Source organism: Methylohalomonas lacus (assembly GCF_024808875.1).
GTDB lineage: Bacteria > Pseudomonadota > Gammaproteobacteria > Methylohalomonadales > Methylohalomonadaceae > Methylohalomonas > Methylohalomonas lacus.
Genome location: NZ_JANUCT010000008.1, coordinates 84,362 through 107,972, shown reverse-complemented (window position 1 = coordinate 107,972; position 23,611 = coordinate 84,362). Strand labels below are relative to the sequence as shown.

26 protein-coding genes are annotated in these 23,611 nt (G+C 60.3%); 6 read left to right on the top strand and 20 right to left on the bottom strand.

Translation table 11 applies throughout. The features are described from left to right. Positions 1–7 precede the first annotated feature (7 nt). Complete coding sequence (locus J2T55_RS07300) at positions 8–451, top strand: plastocyanin/azurin family copper-binding protein (RefSeq protein WP_259055233.1); 444 nt, start codon at positions 8–10, stop codon at positions 449–451. Positions 452–593: 142 nt separating this feature from the next. Further along, a complete protein-coding gene (locus J2T55_RS07295) occupies positions 594–1,148 on the top strand; it encodes a glycine zipper 2TM domain-containing protein (protein WP_259055231.1) in 555 nt (184 codons plus the stop codon). A gap of 97 nt (positions 1,149–1,245) precedes the next feature. Here the strand turns inward: J2T55_RS07295 and J2T55_RS07290 are convergent, their stop codons facing one another. The 17 genes from J2T55_RS07290 to mnmG all read right to left on the bottom strand — a co-directional run bounded on the left by J2T55_RS07290 (position 1,246) and on the right by mnmG (position 16,516). After that, a complete protein-coding gene (locus tag J2T55_RS07290; protein WP_259055230.1) occupies positions 1,246–1,932 on the bottom strand; it encodes an SIMPL domain-containing protein in 687 nt (228 codons plus the stop codon). 17 nt (positions 1,933–1,949) lie between these two features. Beyond that, positions 1,950–2,432 (bottom strand): ribonuclease E activity regulator RraA, encoded by a 483-nt coding sequence (rraA, locus tag J2T55_RS07285; protein WP_259055227.1) that lies wholly within the window; start codon positions 2,430–2,432, stop codon positions 1,950–1,952. Positions 2,433–2,442: 10 nt separating this feature from the next. After that, positions 2,443–3,243: a nitrilase-related carbon-nitrogen hydrolase gene (locus tag J2T55_RS07280; protein WP_259055226.1), complete on the bottom strand. Its 801-nt coding sequence runs from the start codon at positions 3,241–3,243 to the stop codon at positions 2,443–2,445. 116 nt (positions 3,244–3,359) lie between these two features. Further along, positions 3,360–4,721 carry a bifunctional UDP-N-acetylglucosamine diphosphorylase/glucosamine-1-phosphate N-acetyltransferase GlmU gene (gene glmU, locus J2T55_RS07275; protein ID WP_259055224.1) on the bottom strand — a complete coding sequence of 454 codons (1,362 nt, stop codon included), beginning with the start codon at positions 4,719–4,721 and terminating at the stop codon, positions 3,360–3,362. 217 nt (positions 4,722–4,938) lie between these two features. After that, positions 4,939–5,367, bottom strand: coding sequence for a F0F1 ATP synthase subunit epsilon (locus J2T55_RS07270; protein ID WP_259055222.1), 429 nt, complete (start codon positions 5,365–5,367; stop codon positions 4,939–4,941). A gap of 32 nt (positions 5,368–5,399) precedes the next feature. Then, a complete protein-coding gene (gene atpD, locus J2T55_RS07265) occupies positions 5,400–6,776 on the bottom strand; it encodes a F0F1 ATP synthase subunit beta (protein ID WP_259055221.1) in 1,377 nt (458 codons plus the stop codon). Positions 6,777–6,843: 67 nt separating this feature from the next. Further along, positions 6,844–7,707 carry a F0F1 ATP synthase subunit gamma gene (gene atpG, locus J2T55_RS07260; RefSeq protein ID WP_259055219.1) on the bottom strand — a complete coding sequence of 288 codons (864 nt, stop codon included), beginning with the start codon at positions 7,705–7,707 and terminating at the stop codon, positions 6,844–6,846. Positions 7,708–7,769: 62 nt separating this feature from the next. Continuing rightward, positions 7,770–9,311 carry a F0F1 ATP synthase subunit alpha gene (gene atpA, locus J2T55_RS07255; RefSeq protein ID WP_259055217.1) on the bottom strand — a complete coding sequence of 514 codons (1,542 nt, stop codon included), beginning with the start codon at positions 9,309–9,311 and terminating at the stop codon, positions 7,770–7,772. A gap of 83 nt (positions 9,312–9,394) precedes the next feature. Beyond that, a complete protein-coding gene (locus tag J2T55_RS07250) occupies positions 9,395–9,928 on the bottom strand; it encodes a F0F1 ATP synthase subunit delta (RefSeq protein ID WP_259055215.1) in 534 nt (177 codons plus the stop codon). Between the two features lie 13 nt (positions 9,929–9,941). Next, positions 9,942–10,412 carry a F0F1 ATP synthase subunit B gene (locus J2T55_RS07245; protein ID WP_259055213.1) on the bottom strand — a complete coding sequence of 157 codons (471 nt, stop codon included), beginning with the start codon at positions 10,410–10,412 and terminating at the stop codon, positions 9,942–9,944. A 59-nt stretch (positions 10,413–10,471) separates the two neighbouring features. Next, positions 10,472–10,741: a F0F1 ATP synthase subunit C gene (gene atpE, locus J2T55_RS07240; RefSeq protein ID WP_259055212.1), complete on the bottom strand. Its 270-nt coding sequence runs from the start codon at positions 10,739–10,741 to the stop codon at positions 10,472–10,474. A gap of 45 nt (positions 10,742–10,786) precedes the next feature. Next, positions 10,787–11,563, bottom strand: a complete 777-nt coding sequence (gene atpB, locus J2T55_RS07235) for a F0F1 ATP synthase subunit A (protein ID WP_259055210.1) — start codon at positions 11,561–11,563, stop codon at positions 10,787–10,789. A gap of 58 nt (positions 11,564–11,621) precedes the next feature. Further along, the gene (locus J2T55_RS07230) at positions 11,622–12,005 is read right to left on the bottom strand and encodes an ATP synthase subunit I (protein ID WP_259055208.1); all 384 of its coding nucleotides are present in this window, start codon (positions 12,003–12,005) and stop codon (positions 11,622–11,624) included. Positions 12,006–12,103: 98 nt separating this feature from the next. After that, a complete protein-coding gene (locus tag J2T55_RS07225; protein ID WP_259055207.1) occupies positions 12,104–12,982 on the bottom strand; it encodes a ParB/RepB/Spo0J family partition protein in 879 nt (292 codons plus the stop codon). Positions 12,983–13,086: 104 nt separating this feature from the next. Then, positions 13,087–13,863 carry a ParA family protein gene (locus J2T55_RS07220; RefSeq protein WP_259055205.1) on the bottom strand — a complete coding sequence of 259 codons (777 nt, stop codon included), beginning with the start codon at positions 13,861–13,863 and terminating at the stop codon, positions 13,087–13,089. An 86-nt stretch (positions 13,864–13,949) separates the two neighbouring features. Next, entirely contained in the window at positions 13,950–14,522 is a 573-nt protein-coding gene (rsmG, locus tag J2T55_RS07215) for a 16S rRNA (guanine(527)-N(7))-methyltransferase RsmG (protein ID WP_259055278.1), read from the bottom strand. Between the two features lie 98 nt (positions 14,523–14,620). Then, the gene (gene mnmG / locus J2T55_RS07210) at positions 14,621–16,516 is read right to left on the bottom strand and encodes a tRNA uridine-5-carboxymethylaminomethyl(34) synthesis enzyme MnmG (RefSeq protein ID WP_259055203.1); all 1,896 of its coding nucleotides are present in this window, start codon (positions 16,514–16,516) and stop codon (positions 14,621–14,623) included. 139 nt (positions 16,517–16,655) lie between these two features. Between mnmG and J2T55_RS07205 the strand changes: the two genes are divergently transcribed. Further along, entirely contained in the window at positions 16,656–16,781 is a 126-nt protein-coding gene (locus J2T55_RS07205) for a hypothetical protein (RefSeq protein WP_259055200.1), read from the top strand. A gap of 195 nt (positions 16,782–16,976) precedes the next feature. Here the strand turns inward: J2T55_RS07205 and speE are convergent, their stop codons facing one another. Next, the gene (speE, locus tag J2T55_RS07200; RefSeq protein WP_259055198.1) at positions 16,977–17,816 is read right to left on the bottom strand and encodes a polyamine aminopropyltransferase; all 840 of its coding nucleotides are present in this window, start codon (positions 17,814–17,816) and stop codon (positions 16,977–16,979) included. A gap of 74 nt (positions 17,817–17,890) precedes the next feature. After that, a complete protein-coding gene (locus J2T55_RS07195; RefSeq protein WP_259055196.1) occupies positions 17,891–18,421 on the bottom strand; it encodes a gamma carbonic anhydrase family protein in 531 nt (176 codons plus the stop codon). Positions 18,422–18,529: 108 nt separating this feature from the next. Here J2T55_RS07195 and J2T55_RS07190 point away from each other — a divergent pair, with 108 nt between their 5' ends. Then, a complete protein-coding gene (locus J2T55_RS07190; protein ID WP_259055195.1) occupies positions 18,530–19,405 on the top strand; it encodes a PPK2 family polyphosphate kinase in 876 nt (291 codons plus the stop codon). A 42-nt stretch (positions 19,406–19,447) separates the two neighbouring features. Here the strand turns inward: J2T55_RS07190 and J2T55_RS07185 are convergent, their stop codons facing one another. Next, on the bottom strand, positions 19,448–20,050 hold the full coding sequence (locus tag J2T55_RS07185) for a plastocyanin/azurin family copper-binding protein (protein WP_259055194.1): 603 nt from the start codon (positions 20,048–20,050) through the stop codon (positions 19,448–19,450). Positions 20,051–20,217: 167 nt separating this feature from the next. Here J2T55_RS07185 and J2T55_RS07180 point away from each other — a divergent pair, with 167 nt between their 5' ends. Next, complete coding sequence (locus J2T55_RS07180) at positions 20,218–21,642, top strand: M20 family metallopeptidase (protein ID WP_259055192.1); 1,425 nt, start codon at positions 20,218–20,220, stop codon at positions 21,640–21,642. After that, on the top strand, positions 21,639–23,558 hold the full coding sequence (gene speA / locus J2T55_RS07175; protein ID WP_259055190.1) for a biosynthetic arginine decarboxylase: 1,920 nt from the start codon (positions 21,639–21,641) through the stop codon (positions 23,556–23,558). Before J2T55_RS07180 ends, speA begins: the two co-directional genes overlap by 4 nt. Positions 23,559–23,611 lie beyond the last annotated feature (53 nt).

Genomic DNA, 23,611 nt, shown 5'->3' with positions numbered 1-23,611 from the left:
GCACATCATGCAACGCCTTTTTTTCCTGCTCGCCGCCGTAATTTTCGCCCAGCCGGCGCTGGCCGCCGGCGACCTCAGCCGTCAGGATCCGATCGAAGTCACCGTCGAACTTGGCAGCGAGGATGGCGAGATGATCTTTCAGCCGGAACAACTGACCTTCGAAACCGGCAAGCTTTACAAGATGGTGCTCGTCAACAACAGTCCGAACAAACACTACTTCTCATCGGATAAGTTCACCCAGTCGGTGTTTACCCGCAAGGTCCAGACCTATACACCGGATGGCGAGGAAACCGCCGAGATCAAGGGCCATATTCGCGAAGTTGAAGTGTTCGCCGGCCATACCGCGGAATGGTGGTTTGTGCCGGTACAGACGGGCACGTTCGAGGACCTGAAATGCACGGTAGACGGTCACGAAGAAGCCGGCATGGTCGGCACGATCATCATTGAATAGGCGCCAAAATATCATCTTCTGTGATCGATTGATTCAGCGAGTGACGTCTTATCTGTTGTAATGACGCCATGCTGCCGGCAGCCACGGAGCGACATGGACTGACGGCACAATATTCCAGCACCCTGTACAGAGGATAATCATCATGACTCATCAACGCAGCGGCCTTCATAGCATTATTGCTCTGCTGGGCGCGCTGGCACTGGCCGGTTGCGACGCGCCGGACAGCGGCGGTACTGACCAGGAAACGGCTCAGCAGGAAGAAACCCGGCAGGCACCGGCTGACGGCAATTCGTCTGCCAGCAACCAGCAGCAGACCGCAGCCGAGTCCGAATGGACCGAACCCGAGGCCACATCGGAACCGGCCTGTCCCGACTGCGGCACCGTCACGGCCGTCGAGCCGGTCGCCAAAAAAGGTGAATCGAGCGGTATCGGCATGGTCGCGGGTGGTGTTGCCGGCGGTATTATCGGCAACCAGATCGGTGGCGGTACCGGCAAGAAAATCGCCACGGTCGCCGGTGCCGTTGGCGGCGCCTTCGCCGGAAACGAGGTGGAAAAATACACCAACGCGGAAAAATACTATGCCGTCAGCGTTGAAATGGATAACGGTGGTACCCAGACCGCGAAGATCGCCAATGGCGACGCCATCAGCGTAGGCGACAAGGTTCGCGTCGACGGTAACAACCTTTACCTGCAGTAGAAGTTCACTTTGCCAAAACTGAAAAAGGCGGAGCATAGAGCTCCGCCTTTTTTGTTTCACGCCAGCCTGTTTCCAGAACAGGCCATTCCCCGCTGATTCAATAGAACTGCACTGAACCGGAGACCGTCACCGTCACCTGGCTGGTGCCGCCTTCCACGGCCGGTGCAGAACGCTCCGCCCTGGCCATCGACATGTCGGCCATGGCAGCGAACGGCTGCTGTCCGAAACCGCTGGTATTTACGTTCAAATCGATGATGCGGTAGTCACGGTCTTCCATGCTCTTGCGAATAATGGCGACCCGCTCCTTGAAGCGTTCCATCGCCTCGGTAATCAGTTCATCCTGATGCTTCTGCTGCGTTTCCGGGGTCGGGCTGAAACCCATCTGCGCAACCTGGAGACGTTCCTGAAGCTCGCCCAGCAATTCCGTAAGGCCTGCAAAATCCTCGCTCTTGAGCTGCAGCTGCTGACGCACACGCCAGCCACGAACCACGCCATCATCGTAGATCGGCTGGGTTGAATAGCCTCGCGTTTCCGTCTTGATGGCATCGGCCTGCCTGGCCTGCTTCAATGCCCAGTCCATGTCTGCGTTGACGCGTTCGGCCAGCACCGACGGCTCGCTGCCCTGATGTTCCGCCACCAGCAACACGGACATCTCATCATTAGGCACCTCGCGCTGGGCCTCGGCCTGCAGACTGACCTTGTTGAACAGCGTCTCATTGTCATCGCCGGCCTGTGCCAGCGGTGCCATTAACAACAGCGTGGTGATAGTCAGGATACGCAGCATGGCAGTTTCCTCGTGGTTCAGATCAATGCCTGTTTGGACAGCAGAATGCCGTCTTCGTCCGCGTACACGAACTCGCCGGGGGTAAATGTGACGCCGGCAAAACTCACGGGGATATCGCGCTGGCCGGTATTCAGTTTCACGCTCTTGCGCGGGTTCGTGCCGATCGCCTTCACGCCGATATCAATACCGGCGATTACGGCCGAATCGCGGATACAACCGGAGACGATGATGCCGTTCCAGCCGTTGTCGCGACCGAGTTCGGCCAGCATATCGCCGACCAGCGCACAGCGCAGCGATTCACCACCATCGACAACCAGCACCCGGCCGTCACCCTGTTCCTCCAGGGCCTTGCGTACCAGCGTGTTGTCCTCGTGGACCTTGACCGTGGCGATCGGGCCGCAAAAGGCCAGGCGACCGCCGTAATCGGCAAACATGGGCAGTGCGACCTGGACCTGGTCTTCATTGGCATCATAGAGATCGGCGGTGGCAAGTTCGGTCATGACGGATTCCTCAATGTTCAATCAGTGTTCGGTAAAATTCGGGACGCCGGTCGGCGAGTACATCATTATGCTTGGTAATGTGCTTTTCATGGGCCTGCGCCGGGTCGATGTCCATGATAACGAGCGCCTCGCGCTGTGGCGGCGCACTCTCCAGTCGATCGCCGTTGGGTGCAACCAGCTGGCTGCGACCGGTAAACTTCAACTCGCCCTGCGGACGCTTGTCAGCACCGAAGCGGTTGCAGGTGACGCTGAAAACGCGGTTTTCCAGGCTGCGCGTGAGCATGGTCTGCTGGCAGTAGGTCAGCACCAGATTGGCCGGCTGACAAATAATGTCTGCGCCCTGCAGGGCCAGCGTACGCGCCACTTCCGGAAACACCCAGTCAAAGCAGACCATGATGCCGATCCTGGCGCCGCGGACTTCCTGAACCGATAGCGGGATATCGCCGGCATCAAACCAGAACTTTTCTTCATTGAACAGGTGCAGCTTACGGTAGATGTGCTCGATGCCGTCCGGGCCGATAAGCAGCGCACTGTTATAAACCTTGTCATCCGCGCGTTCGGTAAAACCCGTGACCAGGTGAAAGTCATTGCGGCTGCACAGCTCGGTCAGCGCGTTGACGGTAGCCGAGTTGCCGGGATCCTCGGCCAGGCTTAACGCTTCGCTGCGGTCGCTGAAATAATAGCCACTGAACGCCAGCTCCGGCAGGACGATCAGGTCCGCATCGATGCCTTCCAGCTTTTTCAGGACTTTATTCAGGTTGGCCTTGATGCGGCCGAACTGCGGCCGGTACTGGTAAAATCCAATTTTCATTCGTCGTTCGTGCCTCGTTGTTCGTCCCTCGTTCATCCACCTCTAGACAGAAAAGTCTGTCTCCTGCGAGGAACGATTCACGAGTGACAAGTGACGCGCAAGCGCACGTGCGCTCGCTATTTCTTCTTCGGCCGTTTCCAGTTGCTGACACTGCGCTGTTCGGTGCGGCTGATAGCCAGGGCATCAGCATCGACATCCTTTGTTACTGTCGTGCCTGCGGCAATGGTTGCCCCGCGGGCCACATGCACGGGGGCAACCAGCTGGGTATCCGAGCCGATGAAAACGTTGTCCTCGATGACGGTCCGGTGCTTGTTGGCGCCGTCGTAGTTACAGGTGATAGTGCCGGCTCCGACATTGACACCTTTACCGATATCGGTATCGCCGATATAACTCAGGTGATTCACTTTGGAACCGCTGGCGATATCGGATTTCTTCACCTCAACGAAATTGCCGACATGAACATCGTCCGCAAGCCGTGTCCCCGGGCGAATGCGCGCGAAGGGTCCGATACTGCAGTGATTGCCGACAGTGGCCTGCTCGATGACACTGTGCGATTCTATTTTGACCCCATCCCCAATGTCGACGTCGCGTAAAATACAATGCGCACCAATATGCACATCCTTACCGAGGCGCACATTGCCTTCGAGGATGACATTGATATCAATAGTCACATCGCTGTCAGCAGTAACCTGGCCGCGCGCATCGAAACGCTGCGGATCGACAAGCGTAACACCAGACAGCATCAGTTCACGGGCACGCAGGTGTCGATAGTGATTTTCCGCTTCAGCCAGTTGCAGGCGGTTGTTAATGCCGACGATTTCGTATTCATGCTGCGGCTGGATACTATCGACTGTTACACCTTCATCCACCGCCATGGCAATAATATCGGTCAGATAATACTCACCCTGGGCATTGTCATTTTTCAGGGCACTCACCCAGCGCTTAAGCAACGCACCGCGTACGGCCATCATGCCGGTATTGACCTCGCCGATAGCCTGCTCATCATTGCTGGCGTCTTTTTGCTCGACAATACGCTGTATCTCGCCCGCCCGGTTACGCACGATACGACCGTAACCGGCGGGATCAGCCAGTGATGCCGTCAGCAGTGCAAAACCGGTATCGCTCGCAGCAGACAGCAGACGTTGCAGGGTCGCAGCACTGGTCAGCGGCACATCACCATAGAGTATGAGGGTTGTATCCTGATCATCGATCTGCGGCAAGGTCTGGGCTACGGCGTGTCCGGTACCCTGTTGTTCACGCTGCTCCACCCAGTGAACATCCAGGTGCGCCAGTGTGTCCGGCACCTGGCTGCCGCCATGACCGTAAACGGTAATGATACGATCTGCTGTCAGCGCAGCGGCAGTATCATGAACGTGTTCCAGAAGAGTGCGACCGGCCAGCCGGTGCAATACCTTCGGCAACCGGGAGTACATGCGTGTGCCCTGTCCGGCGGCGAGTATGACGATACTTAAACTCATGAGGTTATACCCGATATCGCTTCAAGACCCGCTCAAGATAGGTATTTGGGCTGCACTGGACAATACACTTACCGGCTTGCATGGATATTCCGCGATCGCGTTCTCAGTATCCATGAGTGATTGAATAGAAAGTGTGCGCAAATGGCAACACTTAAAAAAGGACATCACCATGCCCGGCATAGCGGGCATGGTGATGATTGTCATGCAGGGGACCTGTCTAGCCGCGGCCGGCGCGGTTTTTCATGCGCCGCAGCGTCTGCAGCTGGGCGACGGCTTCGGCCAGCGCTGCCTGGGCGGAACCGTAATCGATATCGCTTTCCTGATCGTGCAGCGCCTTCTCGGCCTCTTCCTTGGCCTGCAAGGCGGCCGCCTCGTCAATGTCACGCGCCCGCAATGCGGTATCCGAGAGCACCGTAACCAGGTGGGGTTGTACTTCCAGCATGCCGCCGGAAACGTAGTAACCTTCCTCTTCGCCACTAGGCAATTTCAGCCGGACTTCGCCCGGACCGAGCTTGGTCACCAGGGGCGAATGCTGCGGCGCGATGCCGACTTCACCCATGACCGCGGGACAGAAGACCATGGCGGCCTCGCCCGAGAACAGCTCCTTTTCGGCGCTGACGATGTCAACTTTAATGGTTTCAGCCACTGTATTGGTCCTGTTCTATTGGGTGCTGGCGCTTAAAGATTCTTGCCCTTTTCCTCGGCTTCTTCAATGGTGCCGACCATGTAAAACGCCTGCTCTGGCAGATGATCGTAGTCGCCATTGATGATGCCCTTGAAGCCCTTGATGGTGTCCTTCAGCGGCACATACTTGCCCGGCGAACCGGTGAACACTTCGGCAACGAAGAACGGCTGCGACAGGAAGCGCTGAATCTTGCGCGCCCGCGACACCGTCAGCTTGTCTTCCTCGGACAGTTCGTCCATGCCCAGAATGGCGATAATATCGCGCAGTTCCTTGTAGCGCTGCAGGGTACTCTGGACACCACGGGCAACATCGTAATGATCCTGACCCACAACCAGCGGATCGAGCTGGCGACTGGTCGAATCCAGTGGGTCCACGGCCGGGTAGATGCCCAGCTCGGCGATCTGGCGCGACAACACGACGGTTGCGTCAAGATGCGCGAAGGTGGTCGCCGGAGACGGGTCGGTCAGGTCGTCCGCCGGCACATACACGGCCTGCACCGAAGTAATGGAACCGGTCTTGGTCGAGGTAATACGCTCCTGCAGCTTGCCCATTTCCTCGGCCAGGGTCGGCTGATAGCCCACCGCCGACGGCATGCGGCCAAGCAGCGCGGACACTTCCACACCGGCCAGCGTAAAGCGGTAAATATTGTCGATAAACAACAACACGTCGCGGCCTTCATCACGGAATTTCTCCGCCAGCGTCAGGCCGGTCAGGCCGACACGCAGCCGGTTGCCCGGCGGCTCGTTCATCTGGCCGTAAACCAGCGACACCTTGTCGAGCACGTTGGAGTCCTTCATCTCGTGGAAGAAGTCGTTACCTTCACGGGTGCGTTCACCCACCCCCGTAAACACGGAATAACCACTATGCTCAGCGGCAATGTTACGGATGAGCTCCATCATGTTCACGGTTTTGCCGACACCGGCACCGCCAAACAGACCAACCTTACCGCCCTTGGCAAACGGACATACGAGGTCGATCACCTTGATACCCGTTTCCAGCAATTCATTTTCAGATGAGAGTTCGGTAAAGCCTGGCGGCTCGCGGTGAATACTCCACTTTTCATCTGTTTCCAGCGGACCGGCCTCGTCGATTGGTTCGCCCAGCACGTTCATGATACGGCCCAGGGTCTTCTCACCGACCGGCACGGAAATCGGAGCACCGGTGTTCTTGACCTGAACACCGCGCTGCAGGCCGTCGGTTGTACCCAGGGCAATCGTACGGACAATACCGTCACCCAGCTGCTGCTGCACTTCCAGCGTCAGGTTCTCTTCCTCCACGAGCAGCGCATCGTAAACCTTGGGTAGCGTTTCCAGCGGAAACTCGACGTCAACAACCGCGCCGATGATTTGTACCACTTGTCCAGAACTCATGTGCCTATCCTCTTAATCTGAAATCTGTATGACTGACGTTCTTGAATTGCAATGCGCCGGTCTGAAACTAAGTTGCCGCTGCGCCGCTGACGATTTCCGACAACTCCTGGGTAATCGCCGCCTGACGCTGCTTGTTATAGATCAACTCGAGGTCATCAATCAGCTTGCCGGCATTGTCGGAGGCGCTCTTCATGGCAACCATACGCGCAGCCTGTTCGCAGGCGATGTTTTCGACCACACCCTGATAAACCAGGGATTCGACATAACGCATCAGCAGGTCATCAAGCACTTCCTGCGCATTCGGCTCGTAGATGTAGTCCCACAGATCCTGCAGTTCCTCATCTTCACTGGCCTCTACCGGCAATACTTTTTCCATGGTCGGCTTCTGCGTCATGGAATTGACAAACTTGTTGTAAACCAGGTGCAGCTCATCGATACGCTCTTCGTCATACGCGTCGAGCATGACCTTGACCGAGCCGATCAGATCTTCAAGCGAGGGCGTATCGCCAATACCGGTTTTCTGCGCGGTAATTTTACCGCCTATGCGTTTAAAGAAGGAAATGCCCTTGGTGCCGATGATGCACATCTCCATTTCCTTGCCCTGGTCGTCCCATTCCTTCATGTCACGAAGCAATTGACGGAACAGGTTGGCATTGAGGCCACCACAAAGACCACGATCCGTCGTTACGACGATCAGTCCAATGCGCTTGACATCATCACGCGGCACAAGATAGCTGTGCTTGTATTCCGGATTGGCATTGCCCAGATGCGCGATTACATTACGGATTCTTTCGGCATAGGGACGTGCCGACTGCATCCGCTCCTGCGCCTTGCGCATTTTACTGGCGGCCACCATCTCCATTGCCTTGGTAATCTTCTGCGTGTTTTTGACGCTGGAGATCTTGGACCGGACTTCTTTTCCTGCCGCCATATCAGTTTCCTGTCTGACTATTCACTTGAATGAATGACTTTTTACGCCGTGTACCCGATCAGTTACCAGGTATTGTTCTGCTTGAAGTCATCAAGGGCAGACTTGAGCTTGGCGCTGATGTCATCGTTGTAATCGCCTTTCTCGTTGATTTCCTTCATGAGATCAGCCTGCTCGCTCTTCATGTAACCATGCAGGGCTGATTCGAAATCACCGATTTTCTTCAGCTCAATATCGTCGAGATAGCCGTTTTCGGCGGCATACAGACTCACGGCCATCTCGGCAACGGACATTGGCGAATACTGATTCTGCTTCATCAGCTCCATGACGCGCTGGCCACGTTCCAGCTGCTTGCGGGTGGACTCATCCAGATCCGAGGCAAACTGGGCGAACGCCGCCAGTTCGCGGTACTGGGCCAGCGCCAGTCGTACACCGCCGCCAAGCTTCTTGATGATTTTGGTCTGGGCGGAACCGCCGACTCGGGAGACCGACAGGCCGGCGTTGATGGCCGGGCGGAAACCGGAGTTGAACAGGTCGGTTTCCAGGTAAATCTGGCCGTCGGTAATGGAAATCACGTTGGTCGGCACGAAGGCGGACACGTCGCCGGCCTGGGTCTCGATGATCGGCAATGCCGTCAGCGAACCCGTCTTGCCCTTGACCTTGCCATCAGTCACCTTCTCGACGTATTCGGCATTGACGCGGGCAGCGCGCTCGAGCAGGCGGGAATGCAGATAGAAGACGTCACCCGGAAACGCTTCGCGGCCCGGCGGACGGCGCAGCAACAGCGAAACCTGACGATAGGCCACCGACTGCTTGGACAGATCGTCATAGACGATCAGCGCGTCTTCGCCTTTATCACGGAAATACTCGCCCATGGCGCAACCGGCATAGGCCGAGATGTACTGCATCGCGGCTGAATCGGCGGCGGTGGCTGCGACCACGATCGTGTGATCCATGGCACCGTGTTCTTCCAGCTTGTGAATGACGTTGTTGACCGACGACGCCTTCTGGCCGATGGCAACATAAATACATTTAATGCCGGTATCTTTCTGGTTGATGATCGTGTCGATCGCTACCGCGGTCTTACCGGTCTGACGGTCGCCAATGATCAACTCACGCTGGCCGCGGCCAACCGGCACCATCGAGTCAATGGACTTCAGACCGGACTGCACCGGCTGATCAACCGACTGACGCCAGATAACGCCCGGGGCAATCTTTTCAATCGGCGAGGACTCGGTGGTATCCAGTTCACCCTTGCCGTCAATCGGGTTGCCCAGGCCGTCCACGACACGTCCCAGCAGACCATCACCAACCGGTACTTCCAGGATGCGTTTCGTGCACTTGACCGTGTCACCTTCACTAATGTGCTCGTAGTTGCTCAGCAACACCGCACCGACGGAGTCACGTTCCAGGTTAAGCGCCAGGCCAAATGTGTTACCCGGAAACTCGATCATTTCGCCCTGCATGACATCACTCAGGCCATGCAGACGGGCGATGCCGTCACTCAGACTGACAACCGTACCTTCGGTACGTGACTCAGTCTCCAGGTCCAGATCCTGGATTTTCTTTTTGATCAGATCGCTGATCTCGGTTGCACTGATTTGCATCGTTATTCCTCGTCGACTCTATCGGCGGTTAGACCGCTTAGTGTTCAGTTCTGAATCTGGTCACGTCAGCACTCGAACCCGCTTCAGGCGAGTTCGCTGCGCAATTCCTCCAACTGACCGCGAATGGAAGCATCAATAACCGAATCGCCATTGCGAATGACGGCGCCACCGATAAGCTTTTCATCGGTGCTTTCCGTCAATTCGATCTTGCGATCCAGACGCTTGGCCATGGCGTCAGTTATGCGACTGCGCTGCGCATCCTCGAGCGGGTAAGCGGAAACCACCTCCACATTGGCTAAACCTTCCGCATCCAGCCGGTTTGCTTCGAACAGCGTCTTCATCTCCGGCGCGAACTGCAGGCGTTCGGCCTCAACCAGCACCTGCAGGAAATTCCGCTGCGTTTCGCTCAGCTCACCACCGGCAATACCGCTTACGATATCCAGCAATTGAGCCGCCGTGACTCGCGGGTTCTGCAGTAATGCATGCATCTGTTTGTCGGACACCGCCACTGCCAGTACGGACAGGAGCTCCGACCAGGATTTAAGCGTGCCCTCTTCGCGGGCCTGCTCAAAGGCGGCTTCGGCGTACGGACGAGCGATGGTGGTCTTTTCTAGCATGCGTTACGGTCCTTCAAAGTTTCGCGCAGACTTTATCGAGAACTTCGTTATGCGCGCTTTTATCAACTTCGCGCATCAGAATCTGCTCGGCACCGGCAATCGCCAGGGCCGCCACTTCTGTTTTCAGTTTCTCGCGGGCAGTAGCAATCTCCTGATCGATCTCGGCCTGTGCCGAAGCCTTGACACGATCGGCTTCCGTGCGTGCCTCGGACTTGGCCTCCTCGATCATCTCGTCACCACGCTTCTGGGCCTGGGCGATGATGTCGGAAGCTTTCTGCTTGCCATCATTGACCAGTTCCTGGGAGCGCTCTTCGGCCTGTTCGAGTTCTTGCTTGCCCTTTTCCGCTGCTGCCAGACCGTCGGCGATCTTTTGCTCGCGTTCGGCCATGGCCTTCTGGATGTTCGGCCAGACAAACTTCATCGTCACCAGAATGAAGACGAAGAAGGTCAGGCCCTGTCCGATTAGTGTTGCATTAATATCCACGGTATCTGTCCTCTTGCAGCGTCGACTTGATTAATTCCCGTCGCTACGGCAACGGTCTATTAACTGCCGATTGCAGCAAGCAGCGGGTTACCGAACATCAGCAGGGCTGCGAATGCGACACCGATAATGGACAGCGCGTCGAGCAGACCGGCGACAATGAACATGCGAACCTGCAGCATGCCGGCCATTTCCGGCTGACGGGCCGCGCCTTCAAGAAACTTGCCGCCCAGCAGACCGAAACCAATGCCGGTGCCCAGTGCCGCAAAAGCGAAGATGAGACCGACCGCGATGGCAGTGCTGGCCTGTACTGTAGCGATGAGCTCTTCCATTATGTATCTCCTGTCTTAAATATAGGTATTGTTTAACTTAAATCATCAATGATGTTCGTAAGCCAGTCCGATATAGACGGCGGTGAGCACCATGAAAATAAAGGCCTGCAGCGGTATGACCAGAATGTGGAAAACGGCCCAGATACCGCCCGGTATCCACTGAATCCACCATGGCAGCATGGCGATCAGAATAAAGATCAGTTCGGCGGCATAGAGGTTGCCGAACAGTCGCAGCGCGAGTGACACCGGTTTGGCGATCATCTCGACGACATTGAGAATCAGGTTGAAAGGCACCAGCAGGGGATTGGCGCCAAACGGATGCGTGACAAATTCCTTGGCAAAGCCGCCGACACCCTTGCCTTTCAGGCCATAGTAGATGATCAGCAGGAACACGGTGATCGACAGGCCAAAGGTCGCATTCGGGTCCGCCGACGGCACGACGCGCAGGTATTCCAGGCCGAAGACATCATGGGCCAAGCGCGGCAGCCAGTCCACCGGAATCAGGTCCATGAGATTCCACAGCAGCACCCAGACGAAAATCGTCAGGCACAGCGGCCCCATGAAGGCGCGCGGACCGGGAAAACTCTCGCGCACGGTCTTGTCGGCGAACTCGACCAGTGTTTCGACAAAATTCTGTACCCGTCCCGGCACGCCGGCGGTTGCGCGGTTGGCGCCCATACGGAAGAACCAGATCATCAGCAGGCCCAGCACCCAGGAGAAGAACAGGGTGTCGACGTGCAGACTCCAGAAACCTTCACCAACCTTGAGGTGGGTCAGGTGATGGGTAACGTATTCCGTTGGTGACGGCGCAGCACTCGCCATGATTATCGTATCCTCAAGCTTTATTCTGTTTTTTCGGCCGCCCGGTTCTTGGCCCCGGCTATTTGCCATCGGGCCGGAACCAGAGCAGGGCCATCCAGTAACCTGTCAGCCCCGGCACAAACGTGCTTAACAGGGCGATGTAGTATTCCGGGAAATACTTTGCCGACAACCCGAACACTATGGCGGCCGACGCCAGTTTGACGGCGGCCCCCTGAAACAAAGCGAAAACCGCCGACCGCGGGTCTTCACCGCGGCGACGAAACGCGTAGAGCGCGAAGATTAATGTCAGGCCGGCGCCAATGCCGCCCCCGACTAGTGCAGCCAGTGCTTCGCGCATACCGGCAACGATTGCCCAGACCAGCGCGCCCGCCATTCCGATTCCTATCTGCCAGCCGGCAATGCGCAAAGGCACTGTCTGTGGCGCTGTGGGTCGCGACTGCATCTTGGTAAAAACGGCGCGAGTATAATTTTTGCTAATGGATTGTTCAACGACTGTTCGTCGCCGAATCCGTCAGCTGACGTATAAGCCGTTCAATTTGCTTACTTTATGTGCTGTAAAATTCCATCCAGCTCGTCCAGTGAGCTGTAGTGGATCACCACGCTGCCACGGCCTTTCTGACCGGATTTGATCTCCACCCGGGCGCCGAGACGCTCGGCCAGGTCCTGTTCCAGGCCGGTAATATTGGGGTCACGACGCCGGCCGCCGGTCTTCTTTGCCGGCGACTGGTCACCGGCGTGCAGCTGGCGCACCATCTGTTCGGTGGCGCGCACCGACAGCCCCTTGCTCACCACCTTGCGTGCCGCCTCCATCTGCCGCGCCTGGGTCAGGCCCAGCAGGGCGCGGGCGTGGCCCATTTCCAGGTCACCCGATTCAACCATCTCGCGCACTTCCGGGCGCAGCTCCAGCAAGCGCATGAGATTGCTCACCGATGCGCGTGAGCGACCGACCGCATCGGCCACCCCGTCGTGGGTCATCTCGAACTCGTGCAGCAGCCGCTCGAGCGCCCGCGCCTCCTCGATCGGGTTGAGGTTTTCGCGCTGGATGTTCTCGATCAGCGCCAGGCACATCGCCGCCTGATCCGAAACATCGCGAATGACCGCCGGAATCTCGTGCAGGCCGGCCAGCTGCGCGGCGCGCCAGCGGCGCTCGCCGGCGATGATCTCGTAACGGCCCTCGGCAATCGGTCGCACGACGATCGGCTGCACCACGCCCTGGGCCTTGATCGAGTCGGCCAGCTCCTGCAGCCGCTCGGTCTTCATGTCGATGCGCGGCTGGTAGCGGCCGCGCTGGATCAGGTCCACCGGCAGCGCCTTGAGCAGATCGTCGCCCTGCTTTTCCTCGCTCAGCAGTTCTTCCGGGTTGCGCCCGGCGATCAGTGCGTCAAGACCGCGACCGAGTCCTCTTTTCTTGGCTGCCATCAGTTATCTGTCTTCCGTCATGTGGAACCGTGGGAGCGGCGACCCCGCCGCGAACACGTTCGGCCCGGGGTCGGGCCTCCTACTAATCTTGTTTGCTATTCAACTTACGCCGCGCTGCTGCGTTCCCGCCGCAGCATCTCGCCAGCCAGCGCCAGGTAGGCCAGCGCGCCGCGCGAGGTGCGATCGTAGATCAGCGCCGGCAGGCCGTGGCTCGGCGCCTCGGCCAGGCGCACGTTGCGCGGGATGATCGTGTGGTAGACCTTATCACCAAAATGCTCCATCAACTGCGCCGAAACCTGGCAGGCCAGGTTGTTGCGCGGGTCGTACATGGTCCGCAGCAACCCCTCGATCTGCAGTTCCGGGTTCAGGTACTTGCGGATCTTCTCGATCGTTTCCATCAGGGCCGTCAGCCCCTCCAGCGCGTAATACTCGCACTGCATCGGGATCATGACGGTATGCGAAGCCACCAGCGCATTGACCGTCAGCATGTTCAGCGCCGGCGGGCAGTCGATGAAAATGTAATGATAATGGTCGTTGATCGGTTCCAGCGCCTTGCGCAGACGCATCTCGCGCGCCAGCTCCTCGAGCAGCGCGACCTCGGCGCCGGTCAGATCGGCATTCGCCGGCAACAGCTGGAACCCACCCTGCGGTGATTCAACAATCGCCTCGCGAATCGGCACATCGTCCATCAATACGTCATAGCTGCTGCGCTTGAGCGCGTGCTTGTCGATGCCGCTGCCCATCGTCGCGTTGCCCTGCGGATCCAGATCGATCAGCAACACCCGGCGCTTGGTGGCCGCCAGCGAGGCAGCCAGGTTGACGCTGGTCGTGGTCTTGCCGACGCCGCCTTTCTGATTGGTGACTGCAATGATCTTGGCCATGGGTTAGCTGTTGGTCGGTTCCGGGTAGGCTTGAGTTATTATTGCATGAGCCTTCCGGCAGGGGGAACGGCCGATGGCACAAGTGCTCAGGTATTAAACCACAGCTCGATCAGTGAACGCGGCCCGTCAACGCCGGGCACGCTCAGTTCATGGCCGCGATAATCGATCGACAGGTCAACGACACTGTCCAGCTCGCCGGCATCGGGCGCTGCCTTCATCGCCAGCAGCCGACCGCCCGGTGCCAGCAGCGGCTGTGCCCAGCGACACAGCTTGTCGAGTCCCGCCAGCGCCCGCGCGCTGACGACATCGAAAAGCGCCTCTGGAGCGTACTCGGTGACCCGTTCGCGCACCACCTCGATATTGTTCAGATCCAGCTGCATGCGCACCTGCTGCAGGAAGCGGGTCTTCTTCGAGTTGCTGTCGAGCAGCACCCAGTGCTGGTCCGGGCGCGCCAGTGCCAGTACCACGCCCGGCAGACCGGCCCCGGTGCCGATGTCGAGACAGCGGCGATCGGATTCGCGCAGATGGGGTAACAGGCTGAGACTGTCGAGCAGGTGGTAGGCGACCATGGCCTGCGGATCACGCACGGCGGTCAGATTGTAGGCCTGGTTCCAGTGCACCAGCAGTTCCAGGTAGTCGAGCAGCGCTGCCTGCGGCAGCGCCGCCGGATCCAGGCCCAGCGCCGTGATGCCGGTCTCCAGTTCGGCGGCAAGCGCCTGGCGATCGATTCCGGCCTCGGCCCTGGGTGCGTTAATGGTCAGGCGCTCCGTGCCAGCTCGCCGGCGGCACGTTTTTTCAGGTGCACGCGCAGCAACGAGATTGCCGCCGGGGTCACGCCCGGAATGCGTGCCGCCTGGCCGAGGCTGTGTGGCCGGTGACTTTTCAGTTTCTGCAACACTTCGGCCGACAGGCCGCGGACCTGGTCGTAGTCGATGTCATCCGGCAACGGCGTCGACTCGTTGTGGCGGTTGCGCTCGATTTCCTCGCTTTGGCGGTCGATGTAACCGCGATATTTGGCCTGGATCTCGATCTGTTCGGTGACCACCGCGTCCATCTCCGGCAGCTCGACCGGCAACAGCGCCAGCTTGTCCAGCGTCACCTCTGGCCGGCTCAGCAACTGCAGCAGCGACGCTTCCTTGCGCAGCGCCTGGCCGAACACGCGCTCGGCGTCGGCCGCCGGTACTTGCGCCGGTGTCAGCTGCGTCGATTCGAGTCGCGCCCAAGCCCGGTCGATCGCTTCACGCTTGAGATCAAACAGCTGCCACTGCGCGTCACCGACCAAACCGAGGTCGCGACCACGACCGGTCAGGCGCAGGTCGGCGTTGTCCTCGCGCAGCTGCAGCCGGTACTCGGCACGGCTGGTAAACATGCGGTACGGCTCGCTGGTACCGCGCGTAATGAGATCATCGATCAGCACGCCGACGTAGGCCTCGTCACGCCCAGGACTCCAGGGCTCCCTGTCGCACAGCCGACAGACCGCGTTCAGCCCGGCGACCAGCCCCTGGGCGGCGGCTTCCTCATAGCCGGTGGTGCCGTTGATCTGGCCGGCGAAGAAAAGGCCGCCGAGGAAACGCGTTTCCAGCCATGGATACAGATCGCGCGGGTCGAAATAGTCGTACTCGATGGCGTACCCCGGCCGCGTGATATGGGCGTTCTCGAAGCCGGCGATCGAGCGTACCAGCGCCTGCTGGACGTCGAACGGCAGACTCGTGGAAATACCGTTCGGGTAGACCTCGCTGGCGCGCAAGCCTTCCGGCTCGATAAAAATCTGATGTGCGGGCTTGTCGGCGAAGCGCACCACCTTGTCCTCCACCGACGGACAGTAGCGCGGCCCGGCACCCTCGATGTCGCCGCTGAACATGGGCGAACGCTCAAGGTTGGCGCGGATGATGTCGTGGGTGCACTCGTTGGTATAGGTAATGTGGCAAACCGTCTGCTCCGGATGGTCGGCGGCCGAACCGGTGAACGAGAACACCGGCCGCGGATCGTCGCCCGGCTGCACTTCCAGCTGCGTGTAGTCGATCGAGCGACCGTCGATGCGCGGCGGCGTGCCGGTCTTCAGCCGACCGACGCGGAACGGCAGTTCACGCAACCGTTGCGCCAGCGCATTGCTCGGCGGATCGCCGGCGCGACCGCCCTGGTAATGGGTCTCGCCCATGTGGATGCGGCCGCCGAGGAACGTACCCACCGTCAGCACCACCGCCGGTGCATGGAAAGCCAGTCCCATCTGCGTAACCACGCCGGTGACGCGCTCGCCGTCGACGATCAGGTCGTCAACGGCCTGTTGGAAGATAAACAGGTTCGGCTGCGACTCCAGCGCCGCGCGCACGTTGACCCGATACAGGCTGCGGTCGATCTGCGCGCGGGTGGCGCGCACCGCCGGTCCCTTGCTGGCGTTCAGGCGGCGGAAATGGATACCGCTATGATCGGCGGCGCGCCCCATGAGGCCACCGAGCGCATCGATCTCTTTCACCAGGTGGCCCTTGCCGATGCCGCCGATCGCCGGGTTGCAGGACATCTGGCCGAGCGTATCGATGGCGTGCGTCAGCAACAGCGTGCGCGCGCCCATGCGCGCGGCCGCGAGTGCGGCTTCGGTGCCGGCGTGGCCACCGCCGACGACGATGACATCGTATTGTTGTTCCGTTGCTGTCATTTGCCTTTCGCTACCTGCCCTTGCCGGACTGCCCGTGTCGCTTCCGAATCCAGTCGATCACCGTCCCTGGCGCTTCGTCCGGCCGTCGAAACCCAAACTGTGAGTGACGTTACCCTAAAGACTGGGAAAAACCGGGACCATGCAAAATTGCCACGCCGACGGGCGCCTGATCGAAATTACCATTATAGGCGTACAGCGACGCCATGACGACGGTTCCGTGCTGTTCAGCCGGACTTCGTTCACCGCGAAGGGAGACAAGACCTGATGGAAGACGGGCATCCACCGCACCGCCGGCAGCGACCGTGGACGTAGCACCCGGCCGGGCCCTACTGTCGATTGTGTTACTGGTCGCCCTGACGGGCCGGGCGGATCCACGGCCACCTCAAGTACATGGACTGCCCTGGCAAATCCGGGGACGGCTCCGGCCAGCAGAAAAAGGACTGACCGGACCGCTATAACGCTATTTCAGCGCCTCGCGCAGGAACTGCGGCAGCGCCATTGCGCCCTGATGCAGCTCGGTATTGTAGTAGCGGGTCGGCAGGTCGCAGCGGCGCAGCTCCGCGGCGTTGCTGACGTCGATGTTCTTGCCGGCCATAGTCGCCGACCACCAGCCAGACGGATAAGTGCACTGCGGAAACGGCAACACCTGGACGCTGTCGAAGCCGGCGGCGCGCAGGCCCTGGTTGATCTCCTGCAACAGCTCCATGTCGAACAGCGGCGATTCGCTCTGCGCCACCACAATGCCGCCGTCGCGCAGCGTCTTATAGCAGTCGCGGTAGAACGCCTCGCCGAACAGCCGGCTGGCCTGGCCCACCGGGTCGGTGGTATCGAGGAGGATGACGTCGGCGCTGTTCGCCTCGGCGTCGCGCATCCAGGCGATGGCGTCCTGGTAAAGCAGCGTCGCGCGCGGATCGTCATTGGCCTCGCAGAGTTCCGGGAAAAAGCGTTCGCACACCCGCGTGACGCGCTCGTCGAGCTCGATCTGCGTCGCGCGCTGTACCTCATCATGGCGCAGAACTTCCCGCAGGGTACCGCAATCACCGCCGCCGACCACGATCACGTCACGCGGTGCCGGGTGTCGGTAGAGTGCCGGGTGGCTGAGCATTTCATGATAGACGAAGTTGTCGCGGCTGGTGAGCATCACCAGACCGTCCAGCGTCAGCAGATTGCCAAACGATTCAGTGGCATAGACCTCTATACGCTGGTACTCGGACTGCTCCTCGTGCAGTCGCGCGGTGGTCTTCAGCGCCAGGCCGAAGCCGTCACTCGTTTCGGTAAACCAGTTCTGATCCAGTGTCATGGGCAACGTTCCGGGTATTGTAAGGGGTCGCTTGAAGGCGGCGCATGATAGCGGCTTTACATGACAAAAACGAGTCAGCCGGCCTGGTGAGCGCTCTTGACCTCGACGTAATGCTCGGCCGAGTAGCGCAGCGACTCGAGCTCTTCGGCGTTGAGCTCGCGCACCTGTTTCACCGGGCTGCCCATGTACAGATACCCCGCCGCCAGGCGCTTGCCGCCCGGCACCAGGCTACCGGCGGCCAGCATGACGTCGTCCTCGAGCACGGCGCCGTCCATGATGATGGCGCCCATGCCGATCAGGCAGCGATTGCCGACCGTGCAGGCGTGCAGGATCACCCGGTGGCCAGCGGTAACATCGTCACCCACAGTCAGGGTATAGCCACCGGGACTGAATTTGCCATCGTGGGTGACATGCAGTACCGAATTGTCCTGGATATTCGTACGCGCGCCGATACGCACACTGTTGACGTCGCCGCGAATCACCGTCATCGGCCAGACCGAGCTGTCCTCACCCAGCACCACATCGCCAATCACCAGTGCCGCGTCATCGACGTAGGCGCCCTTGCCCAGTTGTGGCGTTTTGCCGTGATAGCTCCGCAAAGCCATGAGTCTGCATCCTTAATTGAAATCTGGCGTTGATGATAAAAGATCGGCATGTCCATGTCAGGCGAACACTGCTTGACGTCGCAGCCCGGCCACGGTTAATTGACCGCCATGAACGACGATTACCCGGCCGACGATGCCTGCCGTATTCCCGCCGATGGCAGCTTTCGCATCGACAGCGCCGCCCAACAACCACCGGCCGACTTCAACAGCCGCCAGATACGGGCATTGTTTAAGGCAGGTATCAGCGGTCTGGACGATCTGCAGCGCCGCTTTTACGCCCAGAACAGCCATGCCCTGCTGCTCATCTTCCAGGGCATGGACGCAGCCGGCAAGGACGGGACCATCCGGGCGGTGCTGCGTGAGGTCGATCCGGCCGGCTGCCAGGTCAAGTCGTTCAAACAACCCAGCAGTCTGGAACTGAAACACGATTTTCTCTGGCGCACCATGTCGCACTTGCCGGAACGCGGCCATATCGGTGTTTTCAATCGCAGCTATTACGAGGAAGTGTTGATCGCGCGCGTGCATCCGGAACTTCTGGCAGCGCAGAAACTGCCGCCACTGGCCGACCCCGCCGATCGCTGGCAGCAACGTTATGAATCCATCTGCGAACACGAACACCATCTGGCACGCAACGGCACGCTGATCCTGAAGTTCTTCCTGAACATTTCCGCCACCGAGCAACGCCGGCGCTTTTTGAAGCGACTGGAGCAACCGGAAAAGCACTGGAAGTTTTCCGCGCAGGACGTCGCGGAACGCGGCTACTGGCAGGACTACATGCACGCCTACGAACAGGCACTGAATGCCACGTCACGGCCCTGGGCACCGTGGTACGCGGTGCCGGCGGACGACAAGACCTACATGCGCTACAAGGTTGCGGACATCGTGACGCGGACGCTGCAACGCCTCGATCCCCGCTATCCGACGCCGGAGCCGGCGCTACTGGAACAGTTGCAGGCAGCGCGCCGGACGCTGAAAAACGAATGAGCCGGTGCCGCCCACGGGGCGGCACCGGCTGATGCCTGACTGTTACAGCTGCGCCTTGGCCTTCGCCAAGGCGCGCTTGTACATGCCCTTGGCATTCTCCTCGACGGCTGCCAGGTTGTCCGGCTCACCGACGATGATCGCACCGACCATGCCCATGGCAAAGTGCGGATCGCACTTGTAAAGATACAGGCCCTCGACATCGAAAGTCTTGCTGACATCATTCCCCAGTTGTGTTTTCCAGGGTTCCGCTCCTTCCGGGATGTTGCCCTTCTCGAAATTATTATTATGGCCGCCCATATTAACCCAGCTGACACTGTCACCCGGCTTGATCTTCAGGACCATGGGATCGTAGGCGGTAGAACGGGCCGTTATGGTATGCCTTTCGGCACCACCACTGCTGTCCGCACCGTCACTGTCAGCAGCGGCAGTCGCCGTTGCACTATCGCCGCTGTCCGTATTATCAGCGGCCGTTGTGGTTTCCGCAGTAGCTGAATCACTGTCAGCTGCTGATTCCGTCGTTGCGCTGTCCGCTGGCGCATCAGTCCCGCTCGGGCTAGACCGCTCGCCGTTATCACTGCAGGCACTTGCCAGTCCCAGCAGGAAGGCAAGCAATATCACTTTACTCAGTATCAGACTCGGTTTCATCGATATAACTCCTCTGCACGGGCACGATTTAATTAATGTCCTACACCGCGCCGTCATAAATTTAGGATAATGCGACAGGGTTCATTTTCATTACTCAGCTTTGAGCACAATAACAGCTATACGTTCCGCTTTGCGACTGATGCAGTGCAAGGTTAGACTCATCCGCCATGGATACCACGGCACTGAAACAGGCTATCGAACAGCGCTGGCAGGACAGCGTCCTGCCCGAACTTGTCCAGTACATTAAAGTACCGAACAAGTCGCCGTTATTCGACCCGGACTGGGCCGAGCATGGCTACATGGATACAGCGGTCGAGCAATTTGCCGACTGGTGCGGGCGCGAAGGACCGGCGGACATGCAACTGGAAATCGTCCGCCTGGCCGGGCGCACGCCGTTGCTGTACATCGAGATTCCGGCCAGCGGCGACAGTGATGAAACTGTGTTGCTGTACGGTCATCTCGACAAGCAACCGGAAATGACCGGTTGGCGCGCCGGTCTGGGACCGTGGCAGCCGGTCATCGAGGGCGATCGGCTCTACGGCCGTGGCGGTGCCGACGACGGCTACGCCACCTTCGCCTCGTTGCTGGCGGTACGCATGCTGGCCGAACAGGACCTGCCGCACGCCCGCTGCGTGATCCTCATCGAGGCCAGCGAGGAAAGCGGCAGCCCCGACCTGCCCGCCTACATCGATCACCTGAGCGCACGCATCGGCACACCGGCGCTGGTCATCTGCCTGGACTCGGGCTGCGGCAACTACGACCAGCTGTGGTGCACGACCTCGCTGCGCGGTCTGGTCGGTGGCGATCTCTGCGTCGAGGTGCTGGACGAGGGTGTTCATTCCGGCGACGCCAGCGGCATCGTGCCGTCCAGTTTCCGCCTGACCCGCCAGCTGCTCGAACGCATCGAGGACGCCGGCGACGGCCGCATCCGCGTCGATGCCTGCCATGTCGACATTCCCGCCACGCGCCGCCAGCAGGCCGAACGCGCCGCCGCGGTACTCGGCAACAGCTGCTACGAACGCTTCCCGTTCGCCAGCGACACGCAACCGAACAGCATTGAACCGGCCGAATTGATCCTGAACCGGACCTGGCGGCCGGCGCTGGAAATCACCGGCGCCGCCGGTCTGCCGCCGCTGGCCGACGCCGGCAACGTGCTGCGGCCGGCGACGACACTGAAACTGTCGCTGCGCCTGCCGCCGACCTGTGACGCCGCCGCCGCCGCCGCGGCGCTGAAGCAGGCGCTGGAATCTGCACCGCCGCAGGGCTGCCGGGTGCACTTCAATCCTGAATGGTGTGCCGGCGGCTGGCACGCGCCGCTGCTGCCCGACTGGCTGGACCAGGCCCTCGACCAGGCCTCGCAGCAGCATTTCGGCAAGCCGGTGATGCACATGGGCGAAGGCGGTTCGATCCCGTTCATGGGTATGCTTGGCGAAAAATTCCCGCAGGCGCAGTTCCTGGTCACCGGCGTGCTCGGCCCGCAATCCAACGCCCACGGTCCGAACGAATTCCTGCACCTGCCGACGGCGATGAAGCTCACCGCCTGCGTTGCCGAAATCCTCGCCGCGCACGACCAGGCCGGCGCCCGCGCATGAACAGCGTCAGGCCCACCGAACAGCAGTCCGGCAGCGTGCGCTGGAGCATCGACCGCTCGCGCGGGCTGTATCACATTCCGGCATGGACCGACGGCTATTTCGACATCGCCGCCAACGGCCACCTGCAGGCGCAGCCACAGGGTCGTGGCGGACCGGCCATCGACCTGCACCGGCTGAGCGACGAGATCACCGCCAGCGGCCTGCCGCTGCCGGTGCTGGTGCGCTTCCCGGATATTCTCGGCCACCGCATCGACACGCTGTGCGCGGCATTCGATCACGCCCGCGGCCAACTCGGTTATGCCGGCCGCTACACGCTGGTCTACCCGATCAAGGTCAACCAGCAGCAGCGCGTGGTCCAGGAGATCATCGACCACGGCGGCGAGCGCATCGGCCTGGAGGCCGGCAGCAAGCCGGAGTTGCTGTGCATCATGGCGCTGGCCACCCCCGGCAGCACGATCATCTGCAACGGTTACAAGGACCGCGAGTACATCCAGCTGGCGCTGATCGGCCAGCAGCTGGGCCTGAACGTCCACATCGTCGTCGAAAAACTGTCCGAGCTGGAACTGGTGATCCAGGCGAGCCGGTCAATGGCCGTGCGGCCACGGCTCGGCATCCGCCTGCGGCTGGCGTCGGTCGGTGCCGGCAAATGGCAGAACTCCGGCGGCGAGAAATCCAAGTTCGGCCTGACCGCCGGCCAGGTGCTGGCCGCCTTCGAACGCCTGCAGCGGGCGGACATGGCCGACTGCCTGCAGCTGATGCACTTTCATATCGGCTCGCAGGTTACCGACATCCAGCAGATCCAGCGCGCCCTGCGCGAGGGCGCGCGCTACTACGCCGAACTGCGCGCCGCCGGCGCACCGATCACCACGGTCGATCTCGGCGGCGGCCTCGGCGTCGACTACGAGGGCACCGGCTCGCGCAACGCCTGCTCGATGAACTACACCGTCGACGCCTATGCCGAGGCCATCGTCCGCGCCTTCGCCGAGGTCGCCCGCGAGCACGCGCTGCCGGAACCGGATCTCATCACCGAGTCGGGCCGCGCCCTGACCGCGCATCACGCGATGCTGATCACCAACGTCATCGACGTCGATCCGGCACCGGGCAACCTGCAGCCGGCACCACCGAAGAGCGACGCGCCGGCGGTGCTGCATGATCTCTGGCAAATCCTCGCCAGCCTTGAGCAGCGCGGCGCCCTGGTCAGCTACTACGCCGCGCTCAACGACCTGGAACGCGCGCAGGAAATGTTCACCTACGGTGTTATCCGCCTCGATCAGCGTGCCCACGCCGAGGCCATCTTCTATGCCATCGCCCGCCGCGTACGCCACTGGCTACGCTACGACGACAACGCCCAGCGCGAGGTGCTGAACGAACTCAATGAGCGCCTGGCCGACAAGTACTTCTGCAACTTCTCGCTATTCCAGAGCCTGCCGGACAGCTGGGCCATCGATCAGGTGTTCCCGATCGTGCCGCTACACCGGCTGCAGGAATGGCCGTCGCGGCGCGCCCTGATCGAGGATCTGACCTGCGATTCCGACGGCCGCATCGATCTCTACGTCGACGGTGAGGGCATCGAGACCAGCCTGCCGCTGCACAAGCCGAACGCCAACGAACCCTACCTGCTCGGCATCTTCCTGCTCGGCGCCTACCAGGAAATCCTCGGCGACATGCACAACCTGTTCGGCGACACCGGCTCGATCAACGTCGAGCTGGATAGCGATGGCGGCTATCGCCTGACCGGCGCGCACCGTGGCGACAGCGTCGCCGACCTGCTGCGCTACGTGCAGGTCGACGTCGACCGCCTGCGCGCCCGCTTCGCCGAGCGCATCGACGCCTCGGCGCTCGATGCGGCCACGCGCGCAAACTATCTCGACTTCCTCAACCAGGGACTCGAGGGCTACAGTTATCTGGAAGAATAATCGCTGACCGAAGCAGTTGATCCACGGCTTGCGCTTGTCACGCTGGCGCTAGC

Excerpts from the sequence above, each read along its gene's own strand:
- J2T55_RS07300 (WP_259055233.1), top strand. The coding sequence starts at position 8 with ATGCAACGCCTTTTTTTCCTGCTCGCCGCCGTAATTTTCGCCCAGCCG.
- J2T55_RS07295 (WP_259055231.1), top strand. The coding sequence starts at position 594 with ATGACTCATCAACGCAGCGGCCTTCATAGCATTATTGCTCTGCTGGGC.
- J2T55_RS07290 (WP_259055230.1), bottom strand. The coding sequence starts at position 1,932 with ATGCTGCGTATCCTGACTATCACCACGCTGTTGTTAATGGCACCGCTG.
- rraA (WP_259055227.1), bottom strand. The coding sequence starts at position 2,432 with ATGACCGAACTTGCCACCGCCGATCTCTATGATGCCAATGAAGACCAG.
- J2T55_RS07280 (WP_259055226.1), bottom strand. The coding sequence starts at position 3,243 with ATGAAAATTGGATTTTACCAGTACCGGCCGCAGTTCGGCCGCATCAAG.
- glmU (WP_259055224.1), bottom strand. The coding sequence starts at position 4,721 with ATGAGTTTAAGTATCGTCATACTCGCCGCCGGACAGGGCACACGCATG.
- atpD (WP_259055221.1), bottom strand. The coding sequence starts at position 6,776 with ATGAGTTCTGGACAAGTGGTACAAATCATCGGCGCGGTTGTTGACGTC.
- atpG (WP_259055219.1), bottom strand. The coding sequence starts at position 7,707 with ATGGCGGCAGGAAAAGAAGTCCGGTCCAAGATCTCCAGCGTCAAAAAC.
- atpA (WP_259055217.1), bottom strand. The coding sequence starts at position 9,311 with ATGCAAATCAGTGCAACCGAGATCAGCGATCTGATCAAAAAGAAAATC.
- J2T55_RS07250 (WP_259055215.1), bottom strand. The coding sequence starts at position 9,928 with ATGCTAGAAAAGACCACCATCGCTCGTCCGTACGCCGAAGCCGCCTTT.
- atpE (WP_259055212.1), bottom strand. The coding sequence starts at position 10,741 with ATGGAAGAGCTCATCGCTACAGTACAGGCCAGCACTGCCATCGCGGTC.
- atpB (WP_259055210.1), bottom strand. The coding sequence starts at position 11,563 with ATGGCGAGTGCTGCGCCGTCACCAACGGAATACGTTACCCATCACCTG.
- J2T55_RS07230 (WP_259055208.1), bottom strand. The coding sequence starts at position 12,005 with ATGCAGTCGCGACCCACAGCGCCACAGACAGTGCCTTTGCGCATTGCC.
- J2T55_RS07225 (WP_259055207.1), bottom strand. The coding sequence starts at position 12,982 with ATGGCAGCCAAGAAAAGAGGACTCGGTCGCGGTCTTGACGCACTGATC.
- J2T55_RS07220 (WP_259055205.1), bottom strand. The coding sequence starts at position 13,863 with ATGGCCAAGATCATTGCAGTCACCAATCAGAAAGGCGGCGTCGGCAAG.
- mnmG (WP_259055203.1), bottom strand. The coding sequence starts at position 16,516 with ATGACAGCAACGGAACAACAATACGATGTCATCGTCGTCGGCGGTGGC.
- J2T55_RS07205 (WP_259055200.1), top strand. The coding sequence starts at position 16,656 with ATGCAAAATTGCCACGCCGACGGGCGCCTGATCGAAATTACCATTATA.
- speE (WP_259055198.1), bottom strand. The coding sequence starts at position 17,816 with ATGACACTGGATCAGAACTGGTTTACCGAAACGAGTGACGGCTTCGGC.
- J2T55_RS07195 (WP_259055196.1), bottom strand. The coding sequence starts at position 18,421 with ATGGCTTTGCGGAGCTATCACGGCAAAACGCCACAACTGGGCAAGGGC.
- J2T55_RS07190 (WP_259055195.1), top strand. The coding sequence starts at position 18,530 with ATGAACGACGATTACCCGGCCGACGATGCCTGCCGTATTCCCGCCGAT.
- J2T55_RS07185 (WP_259055194.1), bottom strand. The coding sequence starts at position 20,050 with ATGAAACCGAGTCTGATACTGAGTAAAGTGATATTGCTTGCCTTCCTG.
- J2T55_RS07180 (WP_259055192.1), top strand. The coding sequence starts at position 20,218 with ATGGATACCACGGCACTGAAACAGGCTATCGAACAGCGCTGGCAGGAC.
- speA (WP_259055190.1), top strand. The coding sequence starts at position 21,639 with ATGAACAGCGTCAGGCCCACCGAACAGCAGTCCGGCAGCGTGCGCTGG.